This window comes from Streptococcus sp. HMSC077F03 (genome assembly GCF_001812375.1).
Lineage (GTDB): Bacteria > Bacillota > Bacilli > Lactobacillales > Streptococcaceae > Streptococcus > Streptococcus oralis_S.
This window is the reverse complement of sequence record NZ_KV808797.1, coordinates 260,140-279,060: the sequence shown is the minus strand read 5'-3', so window position 1 is coordinate 279,060 and position 18,921 is coordinate 260,140. Positions and strand designations below refer to the sequence as shown.

21 protein-coding genes are annotated in these 18,921 nt (G+C 42.2%); 19 read left to right on the top strand and 2 right to left on the bottom strand.

Annotated elements, in window-relative coordinates; all coding sequences use genetic code 11:
* The first annotated feature begins 35 nt into the window (after positions 1–35).
* Positions 36–521, top strand: coding sequence for an immunity protein YezG family protein (locus HMPREF2853_RS08550; RefSeq protein ID WP_049501118.1), 486 nt, complete (start codon positions 36–38; stop codon positions 519–521).
* Between the two features lie 69 nt (positions 522–590).
* Positions 591–1,133 carry a T6SS immunity protein Tdi1 domain-containing protein gene (locus HMPREF2853_RS08545; RefSeq protein WP_065371594.1) on the top strand — a complete coding sequence of 181 codons (543 nt, stop codon included), beginning with the start codon at positions 591–593 and terminating at the stop codon, positions 1,131–1,133.
* Between the two features lie 101 nt (positions 1,134–1,234).
* Here the strand turns inward: HMPREF2853_RS08545 and HMPREF2853_RS08540 are convergent, their stop codons facing one another.
* Entirely contained in the window at positions 1,235–2,188 is a 954-nt protein-coding gene (locus HMPREF2853_RS08540) for an aromatic acid exporter family protein (RefSeq protein WP_033630305.1), read from the bottom strand.
* Between the two features lie 64 nt (positions 2,189–2,252).
* The gene (gene sstT / locus HMPREF2853_RS08535; protein ID WP_070535816.1) at positions 2,253–3,449 is read right to left on the bottom strand and encodes a serine/threonine transporter SstT; all 1,197 of its coding nucleotides are present in this window, start codon (positions 3,447–3,449) and stop codon (positions 2,253–2,255) included.
* Positions 3,450–3,598: 149 nt separating this feature from the next.
* Here sstT and HMPREF2853_RS08530 point away from each other — a divergent pair, with 149 nt between their 5' ends.
* The 17 genes from HMPREF2853_RS08530 (at position 3,599) to HMPREF2853_RS08450 (ending at position 18,911) form a co-directional block, all read left to right on the top strand.
* Positions 3,599–4,159 (top strand): mechanosensitive ion channel family protein, encoded by a 561-nt coding sequence (locus HMPREF2853_RS08530; RefSeq protein ID WP_001150569.1) that lies wholly within the window; start codon positions 3,599–3,601, stop codon positions 4,157–4,159.
* 57 nt (positions 4,160–4,216) lie between these two features.
* Positions 4,217–5,125: a magnesium transporter CorA family protein gene (locus HMPREF2853_RS08525; RefSeq protein ID WP_000899715.1), complete on the top strand. Its 909-nt coding sequence runs from the start codon at positions 4,217–4,219 to the stop codon at positions 5,123–5,125.
* Positions 5,126–5,142: 17 nt separating this feature from the next.
* A complete protein-coding gene (locus tag HMPREF2853_RS08520) occupies positions 5,143–5,670 on the top strand; it encodes a YqeG family HAD IIIA-type phosphatase (protein ID WP_070535813.1) in 528 nt (175 codons plus the stop codon).
* 2 nt (positions 5,671–5,672) lie between these two features.
* Positions 5,673–6,779, top strand: a complete 1,107-nt coding sequence (gene yqeH, locus HMPREF2853_RS08515; RefSeq protein ID WP_070535810.1) for a ribosome biogenesis GTPase YqeH — start codon at positions 5,673–5,675, stop codon at positions 6,777–6,779.
* A 211-nt stretch (positions 6,780–6,990) separates the two neighbouring features.
* A complete protein-coding gene (yhbY, locus tag HMPREF2853_RS08510; protein ID WP_000060169.1) occupies positions 6,991–7,302 on the top strand; it encodes a ribosome assembly RNA-binding protein YhbY in 312 nt (103 codons plus the stop codon).
* A 50-nt stretch (positions 7,303–7,352) separates the two neighbouring features.
* The gene (locus HMPREF2853_RS08505; RefSeq protein WP_000963713.1) at positions 7,353–7,982 is read left to right on the top strand and encodes a nicotinate-nucleotide adenylyltransferase; all 630 of its coding nucleotides are present in this window, start codon (positions 7,353–7,355) and stop codon (positions 7,980–7,982) included.
* Complete coding sequence (gene yqeK / locus HMPREF2853_RS08500) at positions 7,982–8,575, top strand: bis(5'-nucleosyl)-tetraphosphatase (symmetrical) YqeK (RefSeq protein WP_070535807.1); 594 nt, start codon at positions 7,982–7,984, stop codon at positions 8,573–8,575. The genes HMPREF2853_RS08505 and yqeK overlap by 1 nt, the downstream gene beginning before the upstream one ends.
* On the top strand, positions 8,576–8,929 hold the full coding sequence (gene rsfS, locus HMPREF2853_RS08495; protein WP_070535804.1) for a ribosome silencing factor: 354 nt from the start codon (positions 8,576–8,578) through the stop codon (positions 8,927–8,929). It begins immediately after the preceding gene.
* 322 nt (positions 8,930–9,251) lie between these two features.
* Positions 9,252–9,992, top strand: a complete 741-nt coding sequence (locus HMPREF2853_RS08490; protein ID WP_070535962.1) for a class I SAM-dependent DNA methyltransferase — start codon at positions 9,252–9,254, stop codon at positions 9,990–9,992.
* Between the two features lie 9 nt (positions 9,993–10,001).
* Positions 10,002–11,099 (top strand): nucleotidyltransferase, encoded by a 1,098-nt coding sequence (locus tag HMPREF2853_RS08485; RefSeq protein WP_049479123.1) that lies wholly within the window; start codon positions 10,002–10,004, stop codon positions 11,097–11,099.
* A 132-nt stretch (positions 11,100–11,231) separates the two neighbouring features.
* On the top strand, positions 11,232–11,486 hold the full coding sequence (locus HMPREF2853_RS08480; protein WP_000388572.1) for a type II toxin-antitoxin system Phd/YefM family antitoxin: 255 nt from the start codon (positions 11,232–11,234) through the stop codon (positions 11,484–11,486).
* A gap of 3 nt (positions 11,487–11,489) precedes the next feature.
* The gene (locus tag HMPREF2853_RS08475) at positions 11,490–11,744 is read left to right on the top strand and encodes a Txe/YoeB family addiction module toxin (RefSeq protein ID WP_070535801.1); all 255 of its coding nucleotides are present in this window, start codon (positions 11,490–11,492) and stop codon (positions 11,742–11,744) included.
* A 203-nt stretch (positions 11,745–11,947) separates the two neighbouring features.
* A complete protein-coding gene (locus HMPREF2853_RS08470; RefSeq protein ID WP_070535798.1) occupies positions 11,948–13,639 on the top strand; it encodes a P-loop NTPase fold protein in 1,692 nt (563 codons plus the stop codon).
* Positions 13,640–13,735: 96 nt separating this feature from the next.
* A complete protein-coding gene (locus HMPREF2853_RS08465) occupies positions 13,736–15,349 on the top strand; it encodes a ribonuclease Y (RefSeq protein WP_070535795.1) in 1,614 nt (537 codons plus the stop codon).
* Positions 15,350–15,483: 134 nt separating this feature from the next.
* Complete coding sequence (gmk, locus tag HMPREF2853_RS08460) at positions 15,484–16,110, top strand: guanylate kinase (protein WP_000775041.1); 627 nt, start codon at positions 15,484–15,486, stop codon at positions 16,108–16,110.
* Between the two features lie 24 nt (positions 16,111–16,134).
* Complete coding sequence (rpoZ, locus tag HMPREF2853_RS08455) at positions 16,135–16,449, top strand: DNA-directed RNA polymerase subunit omega (protein WP_002874282.1); 315 nt, start codon at positions 16,135–16,137, stop codon at positions 16,447–16,449.
* A gap of 65 nt (positions 16,450–16,514) precedes the next feature.
* On the top strand, positions 16,515–18,911 hold the full coding sequence (locus HMPREF2853_RS08450; RefSeq protein WP_070535793.1) for a primosomal protein N': 2,397 nt from the start codon (positions 16,515–16,517) through the stop codon (positions 18,909–18,911).
* The last annotated feature ends 10 nt before the right edge of the window (positions 18,912–18,921 follow it).

Here is an 18,921-nt window from a genome sequence, read left to right as displayed (position 1 = left end):
TGTGTTTAAATGTATAATCCAAATCGGAGGATAAAATGGAAAAACAGATTAATGAGAAGATGACCGAGATTATATATAAAGTAAATGATATGATTCCAGTTGAGTGGGATGATCTTTATATTAATTTTGAAGTGGATAAGACGCTTAGTGGTGGCGTGATATTTTTCTTTAAATATAAAGGAGAATATCATTATTACATGGATATTCCATCTTTATATGGTATCCCTAAGACAGAATTCAGAATAGAATACATAAATCTTTTTGCTTTGGGTGAAGACATGAAGAAAATATTCAATGAGCACGGTCTCGCAGAGTGGTCTGCTTTTACAATCAAAGTGGATGAACAGAATAAAACCTCTTTGGATTTTGACTATGCACCATGGAATGAAAGTAAATTTGGACCAACGGATAGAATAGAATTTTTTGAATACAAATACCTCGGCAAGCAACCAGCTAACGAAAAAGAACTAGAACAGTTCAAGGCTATGGAAGCTTTCCAAAGAGAGCATAATCAAAAGTAGAGTAAGCTTGATTACATTTTGAAGAATACGATTTTTGAGTATTGCTGTTATCGTGAAATGGAGGATAATATGTTAGAAAACTTTGTTAAAGTGGCAGATATGCCCCAAGAAGTGATTGAAAAATACAAGGATCAAGTTCCTGCTGAGTTGCTACAGATTTGGCAGGAGGATGGTCTGGGAACCTTTTTAGATGGTTATCTAAAAGTCATCAATCCAGATGACTATCTTGAACTTCTCCAAGATAGTTATTTCAGAGGAGATGTCGCTTTTCCTATGTTCGTAACAGCATTTGGAGATATTATTACTTGGGAAGAGAATGCCTATGTAGGAATTGTCCAATACAATATTCAGGATTTAGATATTATGATTAAGCGTATGGATCGTTTCATAGAGTATGTTGATGATGAAGATTTCAAAGATGATTATTTTGATATCCCACTCTATAAAAAAGCTGTTGCCAAACATGGTCAATTAGCCTACGATGAGTGTTTCGGTTTCGTTCCACTTTTGGCATTAGGAGGCTTTAAAGATGTAGACCACATGGATAAGGTAAAAGTCTTGGAGCACATTTACCTCATGTACCAGCTTACAGGCGGTGTGATGGACGATTAGGAGTTGCTATTTCTTTTTTGAGAACAGTACGAGAGGATGAACTTTCCTTCCAAATGCAAAACACAAGAACCTCAGAGGAATTCTCTGAGGTTCTTTGCGTTTTAGTTTCCATATTTCTGATAAAAATCGACCTTAACCTGGATAAAGGTTTCGGCTTCGCGTAGTAGCTGCAGGAGGGTGGCACGGGTTTCAAACTCCTCGCGTGTTTTCGGGAGACTCCGATTGCGGAAAACTTGCAGATAGCGTTCGATGTCATCAAGTAGGTCATGAGCAGGATTGGTCTGGCTTAGCTGGGCAGCAATCTTAGAAAAGAGCTGGGCCAAGATCAAACTCTCACTTGCGGCCAGATGACAGGTATTGATCTGCTGGGCCATATTTCGCAGGATGCGACTTTGTCGCTGTCTCATCTCAAAGTAGTGGATGTGGTAGTCCGTCTGGTGAAAGAGATGATCTGAGTGATCCAAATAAACCAGCTGGAGGGCTTCATCAAGAAGTCTATCTAATTCGTCAACGAGTTGGGCTTGATTGCGCCCGTCTCCTCTTGACAGATAGTATTTAAAGCGAAGCAGGATGTCTTTTAACTTTTCTTCGACCTGAAGGTGGTAGCTTTGGATGGCTTTCTCACGAGAGGGCATGTAAAGGTTGACCAACAGAGCAAAGCTTGTCCCGATGAGAAAGAGGAGTACTTCATTAAGCAAGAGCTCTGGGGAAGTAGACTCCTGTACCAAGAGATGACCGACCAAGACACTGCTAGGGGTGATGCCGATTTCCCAGCCCATTTTGTAAGCAAGAGGCACATAGAGAGCCAGATAGAGGCCTAGACTCCAGATGTGAAAGCCGGTCAGCTGAAAGGCTAGAACGCCGATAGCGAGCGCTAGGAGCATGGAAAAGAGGCGGTTGCGTGCTAATTTCAGCGTGCTTCTGCGCGTGTCGGAGAGGCTTAAGAGAGCGATAATTCCAGCTGAGACTGCTGATGATAAATCTAAAAAATAAGCGAGAAAACAAGCGAGACAGGTCGCCAAGATCAGTTTTGTCGTACGTTGGGTGATAGACATGAGAATTTCCTAAACTAATAGAATCGAGTGTTTAACGAGGAATCAGAGACTAGGGACGAATTTTTCAGTTTGTAGCATACTCGGCAACCGCTGTAAAGAGAACATCTGTTGAAGAGTTCAGGGCTGTTTCGCAGGAGTCTTGAACAACTCCGATCACAAATCCGACTCCGACAACCTGCATAGCCAAGTCGTTGGAAATCCCAAAGAGGCTACAAGCGACAGGAATGAGGAGAAGGGATCCTCCAGCGATCCCAGAGGCCCCGCAGGCAGAAATGGCAGCCACTACACTGAGCACAAATGCTGTCCCAAAGTCTACCGAGATTCCGAGTGTATTGACGGCAGCCAGGGTCAGGACATTTATGGTAACGGCAGCGCCAGCCATGTTGATGGTCGAACCAAGTGGGATGGAGACAGAGTAGGTGTCAGGATTCAGTCCCAGGTCTTGACAGAGTTTCATATTGACAGGGATATTGGCGGCAGAGCTACGAGTGAAAAAGGCTGTAATACCACTGACACGTAGGCATTTCAAAACAAGGGGATAGGGATTTTTCCTCATAAAGAGAAAGGCGATGAGCGGGTTGATGATGAGAGCAACAAAGGCCATGGTAGCAATCAAGAGTCCTAGGAGGACACCGTAGTTAGCCAGACTGGCAATGCCCTTGTCAGAGATGGTCTTAAACATCAAACCTAAAATCCCAAAGGGTGCTAGATTGATAATCCATTCCACGATTTTAGAGGTGACATCCGCCATGGTTTTCAGTAATTCTTTACTGTGTTTACTTGCCTCTCTCATAGCCAAGCCAAAGACGACTGCCCAAGAGAGAATCCCGATATAGTTGGCTTCAACAATGGCATTCAAGGGATTGTCCACCAGTTTGAGCAAGAGGTTGCTGAGGACTTGACCGATACCATCAGGAGCAGCAACTTCTGTATTTGCACTGGTCAGGGTGATTTGCACAGGCAGTAAGAAACTAGCTAGAACGGCTACCAATGCAGCAGCAAAGGTTCCGAGCAAGTATAAGAAAATAACAGTTTTCATATTGGTGTTTTGTCCCTTTTGGTGTTGGGAAAGGGCGTTGGCAACAAGGGCAAAAACCAAAATAGGAGCGATAGCTTTCAGTCCGCCTACAAAGAGGTCTCCAAGCAGGCCAATTCCTGTAAGGTTTGGAAAGAGCATCCCTAATGTAGCTCCCGAAATCATTCCAATAAGGATTCGTTTGATGAGGCTTGCCTTGGTCCAGGCTCTAATGATTCGTTTCATAGCAGTCTCCTTCAAATGTATTGTTTATAATTATAGTATAAATATGCTATAGAGGCAAGTGATATTTTGAAAATAGGGCCGATAATTGAATAATTATGAAAGAAAAGAGAAGGGCGATTTTATGGTATAATAGGAAAAAGGAGTTTTATATGCAAGATTTTTTTCAACGCTATTTTGATAAACTTGATTTAACAACCATATTAGAGAATCTCTTGACCAAGGTGATTTCTCTTTTGATTTTGTTTTTACTATTTTATATAGCTAAAAAGATGCTTCATGCGACTGTACGAAAGATTGTCAAGCCCTCACTTAAATTTTCAAATCGAGATGCAGGAAGGCAAAAGACCATCTCGCGTTTGCTGGAGAATGTCTTTAACTACATTCTTTATTTCTTCTTGCTCTACTGTATCCTGTCTATTTTAGGACTGCCAGTTTCTAGCCTCCTTGCTGGTGCGGGGATTGCTGGGGTGGCCATTGGTATGGGGGCGCAAGGCTTTCTATCTGATGTCATCAATGGCTTCTTCATTCTTTTTGAACGCCAGCTTGATGTGGGTGATGAAGTCGTTCTCACAAATGGACCGATTACCGTTTCTGGAAAGGTCGTTAGCGTAGGGATCCGTACAACGCAACTGCGAGGTGATGATCAAGCCCTTCACTTTGTTCCCAATCGCAATATCACCGTCGTCAGCAATCTATCTCGTACTGAATAGGCCGGCTATTTTAGCAGATTTATGGTACAATAGAAGGAGTTTGGTAAAGGAGAGAGTATGCTATTTGTAGAGAAAAAATTAGGTCACGATTGTACATGGATAGATCTTGATGTAGACAAGATCAAAAACATGGAAGACCTTTCGGATGTCTATGGATTGGACAAGGAAACTATCGAGTATGCTCTGGATAGAAATGAGCGTGCCCACATGGACTATCACCGTGAAACGGGAACGGTAACCTTCATTTATAATGTTCTTGATTTAGAAAAAGATAAAGAATATTATGAAGCGATTCCGATGACCTTTATCGTTGAAAAACAACGGCTGATTACAATTAGCAATCACAAGAATAGTTATGTGATTAAACGTATGGCAACCTACCTTGAAAGCCATGAAGTTGTTTCAATCTATAAATTTCTTTTTGCCAGTTTAGAGATTATTAGCAATGCTTACTATCCAGTGATTGAAGAGATGGATAAAAGTAAGGATGAAATCAGTGCACTTCTTCGTCAAAAAACAACTAAAAAAAATCTTTTTGCCCTCTCTGACTTGGAAACTGGTATGGTTTACCTGACAGCAGCTGCCAAACAAAATCGTCTCCTCTTGGAACACATCCAAGGGCATGCTCTTTATCGCAATTTTAATGAGGTAGAAAGAGAGCAGTTTGACGATGCCATGATTGAAGCACATCAGTTGGTTTCGATGACAGACTTGATTTCTCAAGTTTTGCAACAACTCTCAGCCTCTTACAACAACATCCTAAATAATAATCTAAATGATAATTTGACAACTTTGACCATTATCTCAGTCTTGCTAGCTATCCTTGCGGTTATTACAGGATTCTTCGGAATGAATGTTCCTTTACCGTTTGCAGATGAACCAAATGCTTGGATTTATATTTTGATAGCTAGTCTCATTTTATGGGTAGTCTTAGCCCAATATTTAAAGAATATTGCTAGAAATTAAAAAGAAAAGGAGCCAGAATGGCGATTGAAAATTATATGCCAGATTTTGCTGTGGAAGCAGTTTATGATCTGACAGTCCCAAGCCTGCAAGCGCAGGGAATCAAGGCTGTTTTGGTCGATCTGGATAATACTCTCATTGCTTGGAACAACCCTGATGGGACGCCAGAGATGAAGCAATGGCTACATGACCTTCGGGACGCGGGCATTCGCATCATCGTAGTCTCAAATAATACCAAAAAACGGGTTCAACGTGCAGTTGAGAAGTTTGGGATTGATTACGTTTATTGGGCATTGAAGCCTTTCACATTTGGGATTGACCGTGCCATGAAGGAATTCCACTATGAGAAACATGAAGTGGTCATGGTCGGCGACCAGCTCATGACGGATATACGAGCAGCGCATCGTGCAGGTATTTGCTCGATCTTAGTCAAACCCTTGGTCCAACACGACTCCATCAAAACGCAGATTAACCGAGCTCGCGAGCGCCGTGTCATGCGTAAAATTACTGAAAAGTATGGACCGATTACATATAAAAAAGGAATTTAACTATGGAAGAAATTCTCTGTATTGGTTGTGGAGCAACCATTCAGACGACAGACAAGGCTGGTCTTGGTTTCACTCCCCAGTCGGCACTTGAAAAAGGTTTGGAGACTGGAGAAGTTTATTGTCAACGCTGTTTCCGTCTCCGCCATTACAATGAAATTACAGATGTCCAGTTGACGGACGATGATTTCCTCAAACTCTTGCACGAGGTGGGAGACAGTGATGCCTTGGTAGTCAATGTCATTGACATCTTTGACTTCAATGGATCAGTTATCCCAGGCTTGCCACGCTTTGTATCGGGCAATGATGTCCTCTTGGTGGGAAATAAAAAAGATATCCTGCCCAAGTCAGTTAAGCCGGGCAAGATTAGCCAGTGGCTCATGGAACGTGCCCACGAAGAAGGACTTCGTCCAGTAGATGTCGTTTTGACTTCGGCTCAGAATAAGCATGCCATCAAAGAAGTCATTGACAAGATTGAACACTACCGCAAGGGCCGTGATGTCTACGTAGTTGGTGTGACCAACGTTGGAAAGTCAACCCTTATCAACGCCATTATCCAAGAAATCACGGGTGACCAGAATGTCATCACGACTTCGCGTTTTCCGGGGACAACCTTGGACAAGATTGAAATCCCACTTGACGACGGAGCTTATATCTACGATACACCAGGGATTATCCACCGCCACCAGATGGCCCACTACTTGACGGCTAAAAACCTCAAGTATGTCAGCCCTAAAAAGGAAATCAAGCCCAAAACCTATCAACTTAACCCTGAACAAACCCTGTTTTTAGGTGGTCTTGGACGCTTTGACTTCATATCAGGAGAAAAGCAAGGATTTACAGCTTTCTTTGATAATGAACTCAAACTCCACCGTACCAAGCTAGAAGGCGCTAGTGCCTTTTATGACAAGCACCTCGGAACCCTTTTGACACCACCAAATAGCAAGGAAAAAGAAGATTTTCCAAAACTAGTCCGGCATGTATTTACCATTAAGGACAAGACAGACCTGGTCATCTCAGGACTAGGCTGGATCCGCGTAACAGGCACCGCCAAAGTCGACGTCTGGGCACCAGAAGGCGTCGCCGTCGTCACACGAAAAGCCATTATTTAAAATAAAATCACTGAGCGAACAAAGTGAGCTCATATAGCGATAGTTATTGCCGTGGTGTGATTGCCAATCGATAGATTGGCAAGGGGCACAATTGAGACCTAGGCTCAATTGTGAGGTCAGGAAATCCATTTTTCAAAGATGATATCTTTGGAAAATTAGTTCCGACCGTCCCTCACCACCTAAAATAACTATCAAAAAAGGAAGAAAGAATATGTCATTAACATCAAAACAACGTGCCTTCCTCAACAGCCAGGCACACACCCTCAAACCCATCATCCAAATCGGGAAAAATGGTCTCAACGACCAAATCAAAACCAGCGTCCGTCAAGCTCTTGACGCGCGTGAATTGATCAAGGTTACTCTCTTACAAAACACAGATGAAAACATCCATGAAGTAGCTGAAATATTGGAAGAAGAAATTGGTGTGGATACAGTCCAAAAAATCGGACGCATCTTGATTTTGTTTAAACAATCCAGCAAGAAAGAAAATCGCAAGATTTCTAAAAAAGTCAAAGAAATCTAAAACCTACTCCAAACAACTGTTTTTACAGAGAATTAAAGGAAGACGAGCCTATGGCAATCGAATTATTGACTCCCTTTACCAAGGTAGAGTTGGAGCCAGAAATCAAGGAGAAAAAACGCAAACAAGTCGGGATTTTAGGGGGAAATTTTAACCCAGTTCACAATGCCCATCTTGTTGTGGCGGACCAAGTACGACAACAGTTAGGACTGGACCAGGTTCTGCTTATGCCCGAATACCAACCACCTCATGTAGATAAAAAGGAAACCATTCCTGAACACCACCGTCTCAAGATGCTTGAGTTGGCGATTGAGGGGATTGAAGGCTTAGCCATTGAAACTATTGAGCTGGAGCGCAAGGGCATTTCTTACACCTACGACACTATGAAGATTTTGACAGAGCAACATCCAGATACGGATTATTACTTCATTATCGGGGCTGATATGGTGGACTATCTGCCTAAATGGTACCGAATTGATGAGCTGGTCGACATGGTTCAGTTTGTTGGAGTTCAGCGCCCGCGCTACAAGGCAGGGACTTCCTATCCAGTTATCTGGGTGGATGTGCCTCTCATGGACATCTCGTCCAGCATGGTGCGTGACTTCATTGCCCAAGGTCGGAAACCTAACTTTCTCCTACCTCAGCCAGTGCTAGACTACATCGAGAAGGAGGGGCTTTACTGATGGCATACCAAGACTATATCAACTGCTCCCGTGAGGCTTTGTTGAAAAAAATGGCAGAGCTTCTGCCTGAAAAACGTTTAACCCATTGTTTGGGGGTGGAGCGTGCAGCCATAGAGCTTGCGAAACGATTCGGAGTCGATACCGAGAAAGCAGGACTAGCAGGTCTTCTCCATGACTATGCTAAAAAGTTGTCAGATCAGGAATTTCTAGACTTGATTGATCGTTATCAGCTAAACCCTGACCTTAAAAACTGGGGAAATAATGTCTGGCATGGGATGGTTGGCATCTACAAGATTCAGGAAGATTTGGATTTGCATGATTCTGAAATCCTGCGAGCTATTGAAATCCATACAGTCGGTGCTGGTCAGATGACAGACCTGGACAAGGTTATCTACGTTGCAGACTATATCGAGCACAACCGCGCCTTTCCAGGTGTGGATGTGGCGCGTGAAATTGCTGAGCTATCGCTCAATAAGGCAGTGGCCTACGAAACAGCTCGTACCGTTGAGCATTTAGCTCATCAGGGATTCCCCATCTATCCCCAAACCCTTGAAACCTATAACGCCTTTGTGCACTATTTGAAAGAGGACTAAATGAACGAAAAAGAATTACTAGAACTAGTCGTGAAAGCGGCTGATGAGAAACGTGCGGAGGATATTCTCGCACTTGATGTACAAGATTTGACCAGCGTGACGGACTACTTTGTCATCACGAGCTCGATGAATAGTCGTCAGTTGGATGCTATCGCAGATAATATCCGTGAAAAAGTAGCTCAAGCTGGTGTTAAAGGCAGCCATGTCGAAGGCGATGCAGCTGGAGGCTGGGTTTTATTGGACCTCGGCGGTGTCGTTGTGCATATCTTTTCAGAAGAAATGCGTGCCCACTATAACCTAGAAAAACTATGGCATGAGGCAGAGTCTGTAGATATTTCAGAAGCCTTGGCCTAGTAGATGAACTCAGTTGCACTCAACTGGGTTTTATTTGCTTAGTTTAGAAAAAATGGATAGAAAGGTAAAGGGCGTCGTGTTTTGTTCATCTCGAAACTGAACACGAGCTAAAGGCTGCGAGAAAAAGAGTAACTTCCTTTGTATCTGATGATACAGCAGAAAGTTTCCTATTTTCTCCTTGCTTTTAACGCTCTTTGTATCTTAGAAAGGATTTGAACCCGTCCTGTAATCGTCGGAAAATAGATAGCCTTCCTTGGAGCTCGGATCCATCGTCAAGCTCCTAATTTTCATTCCGATTACGGGCGGACTTGGTATCATGAATATGGCTACTTATGAAACCTTTGCGGCTGTTTACGATGCTGTGATGGATGATAGTTTATACGATAAATGGACGGATTTTTCTCTACGTCATTTGCCTAAGACCAAGGAGAGAAAGAAACTCTTGGAGCTGGCTTGTGGGACAGGTATCCAGTCTGTCCGCTTTTCTCAGGCTGGTTTTGATGTGACTGGACTTGACTTGAGCGCGGATATGTTGAAGATTGCGGAAAAGAGAGCGACTTCAGCCAAGCAAAAGATTGATTTTATTGAAGGCAATATGCTGGATTTGTCCAAGGCAGGTCAATACGACTTTGTCACATGTTATTCGGACTCTATCTGCTACATGCAGGATGAGGTGGAAGTAGGAGACGTTTTTAAGGAAGTGTATAATGCCCTCAGCGAAGATGGTGTCTTTATCTTTGATGTGCATTCAACCTACCAGACAGATGAAGTTTTTCCAGGCTATTCCTACCATGAAAATGCGGAAGATTTTGCCATGCTTTGGGACACCTATGAGGACGAAGCTCCTCACTCCATCGTGCATGAGTTGACTTTCTTTATCAAGGAGGCTGACGGTTCCTTTAGTCGTCACGATGAAGTGCATGAGGAGCGGACCTATGAAGTTTTGACCTATGATATTTTGCTGGAGCAGGCTGGTTTCAAGTCTTTCAAACTCTATGCGGACTTTGAGGACAAGGAGCCAACAGAAACCAGCACCCGTTGGTTTTTTGTCGCGCAGAAGTAGGAGAACATCATGACCATCACAGGTATTATCGCAGAGTTCAATCCTTTTCATAATGGGCACAAATACTTGCTTGAGCAGGCGGAGGGACTGAAAATCGTTGCCATGTCTGGGAATTTCATGCAGCGTGGAGAACCTGCTATCGTAGACAAGTGGACACGGGCTCAGATGGCGCTGGAAAATGGAGCAGATCTGGTAGTGGAATTGCCCTTTTTAGTCAGTGTTCAGGCGGCAGATTTCTTTGGCCAAGGAGCTGTGGATATCTTGGCTCGCTTGGGCATTGATAGCCTCGCTTTTGGGACGGAGGAAGTTCTGGATTATCAGAAAATTGCTGACCTATACACGGAGCAAGGCACTGAGATGGAGAAATTTGTGGAAAATCTGCCTGATTCCCTTTCCTATCCTCAGAAAACCCAAGCCATGTGGAAGGAATTTGCAGGTCTTGATTTTTCAGGCAATACACCCAATCATGTTCTAGCTTTGGCCTATGCCAAGGGGGTTGCGGGACGTAGAATCAAACTCCATCCGATTCAGCGTCAGGGGGCTGGTTATCATTCTGTGGACAAGGAAGTGGACTTTGCCTCGGCAACAGCTCTCCGTCAGCATCAATCAGACCAAGATTTCTTAGAACGCTTTATGCCTTCTGTTGCCCTCTTTGAAAATGCTAATAAGGTGAGTTGGGATGACTATTTTACCTTGCTCCGCTATCAAATCTTGTCAAATCCAGACCTAACCACCATCTATCAGGTCAATCAAGAAATGGCAGTGCGTATCAAGGATGCCATCAAGATGGCCCAGTCTGTTGAAGAATTGGTTGAGGCGGTTGCGACAAAGCGTTATACCAAGGCGCGTGTCAGACGCCTCTTGACCTATATTTTGGTGCAGGCCAGAGAAAGCGACTTGCCAGAAGCCATCCATGTCCTTGGCTTTACTGAAAAAGGCAGACAACACCTCAAGTCTCTGAAAGGGCAGATCCATCTAGTCAGCCGAATTGGCAAAGAACCTTGGGATGTTATGACTCAAAAGGCAGACCAGATTTACCAACTAGGACACCCAAGTATAGCAGAACAGAATTTTGGCAGAGTGCCGATTAGAATAGAATCAAACTAAGTCTACTGAAAGGTAGGCTTTTTTAGAAGATTTTCGAATAAATAGATAGAAAAGAAAAATCTTGTACAGGTTCCTGACAATTTCTTTCTTTTCGTGTATAATAGTGGAAAAGAGGTAAAACGAGGTATGGTTATGGAAGCAGTTCTTTATTCAACATTCCGAAATCATTTAAAAGACTACATGAAGAAGGTAAACGATGAATTTGAGCCTTTAACGGTGGTCAATAAAAATCCAGATGAGGATATTGTAGTCCTTTCAAAGAGCGAGTGGGATAGTATTCAGGAAACCCTGAGAATCGCTCAAAATAAGGAACTTTCTGACAAGGTCTTGCGAGGAATGGCTCAAGTTCGTGCTGGAAGCACTCAGGTGCATGTGATTGAGGAGTGAGAAATGCTGCTCAAGTTTACAGAAGATGCCTGGGCGGATTATTGCTATTGGCAAAACCAAGATAAGAAAACATTAAAAAGAATCAATAAATTAATCAAGGATATTCAACGCGATCCTTTTGTAGGAATGGGGAAACCAGAACCGCTCAAGTATGATTATCAAGGAGCTTGGTCGCGGCGCATTGATGCAGAAAATCGCTTGATTTATATGATGGATGGGGATAGCATCGCTTTCTTGTCCTTCAAAGATCATTACTAAGTCTACTGAAAGGTAGGCTTTTTTATTTTAGAAATTTTAGCTAGTAAATTGAAGATAAAGTTTTTTGGAAAATGATAGATTTCCTAAGTTAGAAAATCAGTGAAAAATTATTAGTATAATAATTAGATTCTTGTCCCTTGAATCCGCTTTATAGCTCTTATTTTGTGGTATAATCATGATAATATAGATTAAAAGGGGTATATATGAAAAATATAATGACGAGGATTCTTAATTTTTTTCTGAATTTCAAACCATTGAAATATTTATTGAAAAGGCCATCATGGAGTAGTAATGTTAGAATTGTTGAGTGGTACAAAATATTTATAGCCAGTATATGGGTACTATATCTTGCACTTGAGATTGAACAATTTAAACGCTTTACTTTACCTATTTATAAATTTGTATCTAATTATAATTTTTTAAAAGATATTATTTCAATTTTGTATGTGAATCGTGTAATAATATTGTTAGCACTGACTATACCAACAATACTATTCTGGTTTTTAGACATAATTTTTAAAAAAGTTAGTTATAAGAAACTGGACCCAGAGCTATTTCCGGAATATGACTTGGATGACTATCCTTATCAAACTCATCTGGTGGAATTTTTAAATAGTCCAGACTCTATTCATAATGTCTTCTGGTTGGATGGTTCTTGGGGGAGTGGGAAAACATTTTTTATAAAGACGTTTTTTGAAAATCAAATTTATAAAAAGAAAGAAATCTACTATATTTCCTGCTTTGGGATAAAAACAAGAGAGCAAGCCGAGAAAATATTGATCAATGAAATAGAAAAACAATCCATACTCGGAAATTTGGACTTTATTCCACTTGTTGGAGGAGTTTTTAAATGGTTCTTTAAAACAGTTGGAACGGATTTGATGAAGCGAGATTCTATCATTATTTTTGACGATTTTGAACGGGTTTCATATACAGGGAAATCAGATAATTCTTCAGATAACCCTTCAGATTACAATGATTTATTGGGTTATATTGACTATCTTTCTGAGAATAAAAGATTTAAAATTATTGTCATTTTAAATAGTGAGGAAATAGAATCAACAAAGAAAAATCTCATTGATAATAAATTTAAGCTGAATCATAATCGAATGGTATCTACAGAAGAAGTCATAGATAACATTTTGAAAAAGAGTAGGTTGAAGGATAGTAATCTTGGGGAAATATTAGCATTAATCTATAAAATTTATTACTCAGATAGAGATGAAAGAGCTATACAAATTAAAAATAAGGATTCAAAAGTAGAACAACAAAGTTTAAGAGCGTTTCAGAAAGACATAGAAGATTTATCATATTTAAGTGATCCAGAAGCGATAAGGGAATATGTTATTGATTGTATGAATGGACGGGGAAGAGAAGAGAGTACCATAAAATCACTCTTTAAATATTTTGAGGAGACTCCGTTTTTATCAGATTCATTTCTTTATTTTGAATTTTTTATGTTTCGGGAAGGAACGGAGTTAACTCCCAAAAATGATTATGTTGATAGTGATAAATCTTTTCAATTTGCTGCAAAAAAATTATCATATTTCGGTAAATTACTATCGTGTTTATGGAGGGAAGGGAAAAGAGATATAAATTTTAGAAATTTTGGTATTTCCAGTAATTCAACATATTTAATAATTCCAAATTACAGTCCGAGTGCAGTTGAAGAGGTTCTCGTTTATATGTATTATGATATTTTAGAAGAAAATGAAGAAAATAATTATTATATAGATGATATAACTGAATTGCAATATAATGAAGAATATCAGTACTTTATAAATAATTGTCTACCTACGAAGTTAAATCGACAAATTACAATTAATAATATTCCATTAAACAAATTAATACAAGAGAACTTTGAAATAGATGACTCATTGTCTAAAATTCAATAGTTCATATTCCATTTTGGGTTTGTGAAAATCGGTTTTTTATGATAGAATATTAAGGAATGTATGTCATTCAATAAACAAATTTAATGAGGTAAAAACATGGAAATCATGACACTTGCGATTGCTGTTTTTGCCGTCATCATTGGTTTAGTCATTGGATATGTCAGCATCTCAGCTAAGATGAAATCATCTCAAGAGGCTGCGGAGTTGATGCTTTTAAATGCTGAACAAGAAGCAACTAATTTACGAGGACAAGCTGAGCGCGAAGCGGATTTATTACTAAATGAAGCTAAGAGTGAAAGCAAGTCTCTTAAAAAAGAAGCACTATTGGAGGCCAAAGAGGAAGCCAGAAAATACCGTGAAGAAGTGGACGCTGAATTTAAGTCAGAACGTCAGGAACTCAAGCAAATTGAAAGTCGTTTGACGGAACGTGCAACGAGTCTTGACCGCAAAGACGACAATTTGACGAACAAAGAAAAAACACTTGAACAAAAAGAACAAAGTATTTCTGATAGAGCAAAAAACCTTGATGCACGTGAAGAGCAATTAGAGGAAGTCGAAAGACAAAAAGAAGCTGAACTTGAACGTATCAGCTCCCTTTCCCAAACTGAGGCTCGAGATATTATCTTGGCTCAAACAGAGGAAAACTTGACCAAGGAAATTGCTAGCCGCATTCGTGGGGCTGAGCAAGAAGTCAAGGAACGTTCAGACAAGATTGCGAAAGATATCTTGGTTCAGGCTATGCAGCGTATCGCTGGTGACTATGTAGCGGAGTCAACAAACTCGACAGTTCACCTACCAGACGATACCATGAAGGGACGCATTATCGGTCGTGAAGGACGCAATATTCGTACCTTTGAAAGTTTGACAGGGGTCGATGTCATCATCGACGATACGCCAGAAGTGGTAACCTTGTCAGGATTTGATCCGATTCGTCGTGAGATTGCTCGTATGACCATGGAAATGTTGCTCAAGGATGGCCGTATCCACCCAGCTCGTATCGAGGAGTTGGTGGAGAAAAACCGTCAGGAGATTGACAATAAAATCCGTGAATATGGTGAGGCTGCTGCCTATGAGATTGGTGCGCCAAACCTTCATCCAGACTTGATGAAGATCATGGGACGCTTGCAGTTCCGTACTTCTTATGGACAAAATGTCTTGCGTCATTCGATTGAAGTTGCTAAGTTATCTGGTATCATCGCCAGTGAACTTGGTGAAAATGCAGCTCTTGCCCGTCGTGCTGGATTCCTTCACGACATCGGGAAAGCTATTGACCGTGAGGTTGAAGGTAGCCATGTTGAGATTGGTACAGAGTTGGCTCGTAAGTACAAGGAACATCCAGTTGTGGTGAATACGATTGCTAGCCACCACGGCGATGTCGAAGCCGAAAGTGTTATTGCAGTGATTGTTGCTGCAGCAGATGCCTTGAGTGCAGCGCGTCCAGGTGCTCGTAGCGAGTCTCTTGAAAGCTACATCAAGCGTCTCCATGATTTGGAAGAAATCGCCAATGGCTTTGAAGGAGTGCAAAATAGCTTTGCCCTTCAAGCAGGACGTGAAATCCGTATCATGGTTAATCCAGGACAAATCAAGGACGACAAAGTCACAATCTTGGCTCACAAAGTTCGTGAGAAAATTGAAAACAATCTCGATTACCCAGGAAATATCAAGGTAACCGTGATCCGCGAACTTCGTGCAGTAGATTATGCTAAATAAATAAGAAAGAGCAGTTGAAATATTACTGCTTTTTTGTTACACTAGATAGAAAGACTGTAGAAGGATAACTGACGCAATCATCAGTATCCGAGAGAAATTTCACTTTATTTCACAGACTAACTAAAGGAGACATAATGGCAGACCGAGGCTTGCTAATCGTTTTTTCTGGTCCTTCAGGAGTTGGGAAAGGAACGGTTAGAAGAGAGATTTTTGAGAGTTCTGAGAATCAATTTCAATACTCTGTATCGATGACGACGCGCGCGCAACGTCCTGGTGAAGTGGACGGAGTGGACTATTTCTTCCGTACTCGTGAAGAGTTTGAAGAGCTAATCCGTCAAGGTCAGATGTTAGAATATGCAGAATATGTCGGTAACTACTATGGAACTCCTCTGACCTATGTCAATGAAACTCTGGACAAGGGAATCGATGTCTTTCTTGAGATTGAAGTCCAAGGAGCCCTTCAGGTTAAGAAAAAGGTTCCAGATGCTGTCTTTATCTTTCTAACACCACCAGATTTGGATGAATTGCAAGATCGTTTGGTAGGTCGTGGAACAGATAGCGCTGAAGTGATTGCCCAACGAATTGAAAAAGCCAAGGAAGAAATTGCCCTCATGCGTGAGTATGATTACGCCATTGTCAACGATCAGGTGCCCCTCGCTGCTGAGCGTGTCAAGCGTGTAATCGAAGCAGAACACTTCCGTGTGGACCGTGTCATTGGTCACTACCAGGAGATGTTGCCAAAATCTCCAACTACTCGATAAACTATAGGAAACAGGTACAAGCAAATGATGTTAAAACCCTCTATTGATACCTTGCTAGACAAGGTACCATCAAAATATTCACTCGTAATCTTGGAAGCAAAACGTGCCCACGAACTAGAAGCAGGCGCGCCAGCAACTCAAGAGTTTAAGTCTGAAAAATCAACTCTTCGCGCTTTGGAAGAAATCGAGTCTGGAAATGTAACCATTCACCCAGATCCAGAAGGAAAACGTGAAGCGGTTCGTCTCCGTATCGAAGAAGAAAAACGCCGCAAAGAAGAAGAAGAAAAGAAAATCAAAGAGCAGATCGCTAAAGAAAAAGAAGATGGTGAAAAAATTTAAGGTTGGGGGGACTCAATCTTATTTTTTCTATTGCAAGAATTTACTGACAAGAAGGAGGTGAGAAGATGGCAATCGCAAAGATTATTGTGGATGTTCCCCTGATGCAGACCGACCAGCCCTATAGTTATAAGGTTCCAGAGGAATTTGTAGAGATGCTGGAAGTCGGTATGCGGGTCCATGTCCCCTTCGGTAAGGGCAATCGTTTGATTCAAGGGATTGTGCTAGGCCTGGAGTCCCAGTTGGATGAAGAAGTGGCTGATCAGGACTTGAAGGAGATTGCAGAAGTGCTAGATTTTTCTCCTGTCTTGACTCAGGAGCAACTCTGGCTGGCTGAGGAGTTACGCAAGTCCGTCTTTTCTTACAAAATCTCCATTCTAAAAGCCATGTTGCCGGGATTTCTAAACTCCAGTTATGATAAGATTCTCTATCCTCTGGAAGGTCTGAGTCGGCAAGACAAAGAGCGATTGTTTGGTTCAGAAGATTCGCTAGCCTTTTCTTCTCTAGACCTTGCCAAACAGGCAGAAATGATGCGCTTGACCAGAAAAGGTCTACTCCGCTTAGAATACCAGGCAGTCGATCAGAAAAAGGTCAAGACCCAGTCTTGGTATGAGCTTGATGCTACTCGACTAGAGCAGATTGAGATTTCTGCGCGTGCTAAGAAAAAGGCAGAGCTGAGAGACTATTTGCTGTCTCATCCTGAAAGCGCTCCTCTGGCTAGTTTGTTAGATTCCTACTCGCGGGAGCAAGTCAACTTCTTTGTGGAGCAAGGAGCTCTAACCATAGTCCAAAAGGAAGTGCAACGCTCAGCCGCTTATTTCGAAGGCATTGAGGCCAGCCAAGCTTTGGAATTGAATCGGGAACAAAGACAGGCGCGTGATGCCGTTGTCAGTGCTATTGGTAGTCAACAGCCTCCATTCCTCCTTCAAGGGATTACAGGAAGTGGGAAAACGGAGGTTTACTTACAGATCATCCAAGGAGCCTTGGACAAGGGGAAGACAGCTATTTTACTGGTACCTGAGATTTCTCTGACGCCACAGATGACGGAGCGTTTTATTGCTCGTTTCGGCGAGAAAGTGGCCATTCTTCACTCAGGCCTGTCCAATGGTGAAAAGTACGATGAATGGCGCAAGGTTGAACGCGGCGATGCCCAAGTTGTTGTTGGCGCTCGATCAGCTATCTTTGCTCCTTTGAAAAATCTAGGTGTCATTATTATCGACGAAGAGCATGAAGCCAGCTACAAACAAGATAGCAATCCCCGTTATCATGCTAGAGAGGTCGCCATTCTAAGGGCCCAGTATAATCAAGCAGCCCTGGTCCTTGGTTCGGCGACACCGAGCTTAGAGAGCCGTGCGCGTGCTGGAAAAGGTGTCTATCAACATTTACGTCTGACCCAACGGGCCAATCCTTTAGCTACGATTCCTGAGGTTCAAGTGATTGACTTTCGGGACTATATCGGACAAAATGATACATCAAACTTTACGCCCCCTTTGCTAGAAGCTATCCAAGACCGTTTGGATAAAAAAGAGCAGGTAGTCCTCATGCTCAACCGTCGGGGTTATTCTAGCTTTGTTATGTGTCGGGAGTGTGGAACGGTAGATAGCTGTCCCAACTGTGATATTTCTCTGACTCTCCACATGGATACCAAGACTATGAACTGCCATTACTGTGGCTTTTCCAAAGGAATTCCTCATGTCTGTCCCAACTGTCAGAGTCGCAGTATTCGTTACTACGGGACGGGGACTCAGAAAGCCTACGATGAGCTAGCAGAGCTCTTTCCTCAGGCTCGCATTCTGCGGATGGATGTGGATACGACCCGCAAGAAAGGCAGTCACCAAGCTCTTCTGGACCAGTTTGGTCAAGGGGAAGCAGATATCTTGCTGGGAACTCAGATGATTGCCAAGGGCTTGGATTTTCCAAATGTGACCCTAGTCGGAGTGCTCAATGCAGATACGGCCCTAAACTTGCCTGATTTCCGTTCTTCTGAGAGAACCTTCCAACTCTTAACTCAGGTGGCTGGTCGTGCAGGTCGTGCGGAAAAAGCTGGGCAGGTTTTGATTCAGTCTTACAATCCTGAGCACTATGCCATTTGTTTTGCCAAGGAACAGGACTATGAAGGTTTTTACGCCTATGAAATGAGTATTAGGCGTCAACTCGGCTACCCACCTTATTATTTCACCATTGGGATTACCCTCTCTCACAAGAAAGAAGAAGAGGTTGTCAAACGTGCCTATGAAGTTATGGGAATTTTGCGCTCAGGTTTATCGGAAACTAGTAAAATCCTTGGACCAACGCCAAAACCCATCGCCCGTACTCACAACCTTTATCATTACCAGATTTTAATTAAATACCGTTTAGAAGATGAGCTGGGACCGACTCTCAACCGAGTTTTGGCCTTGACTCAAGAACGGGAAAATAGCGAGCTCCGTCTCAGCATTGACCATGAGCCACAGCAATTTTTATAAGAAGGAGAAG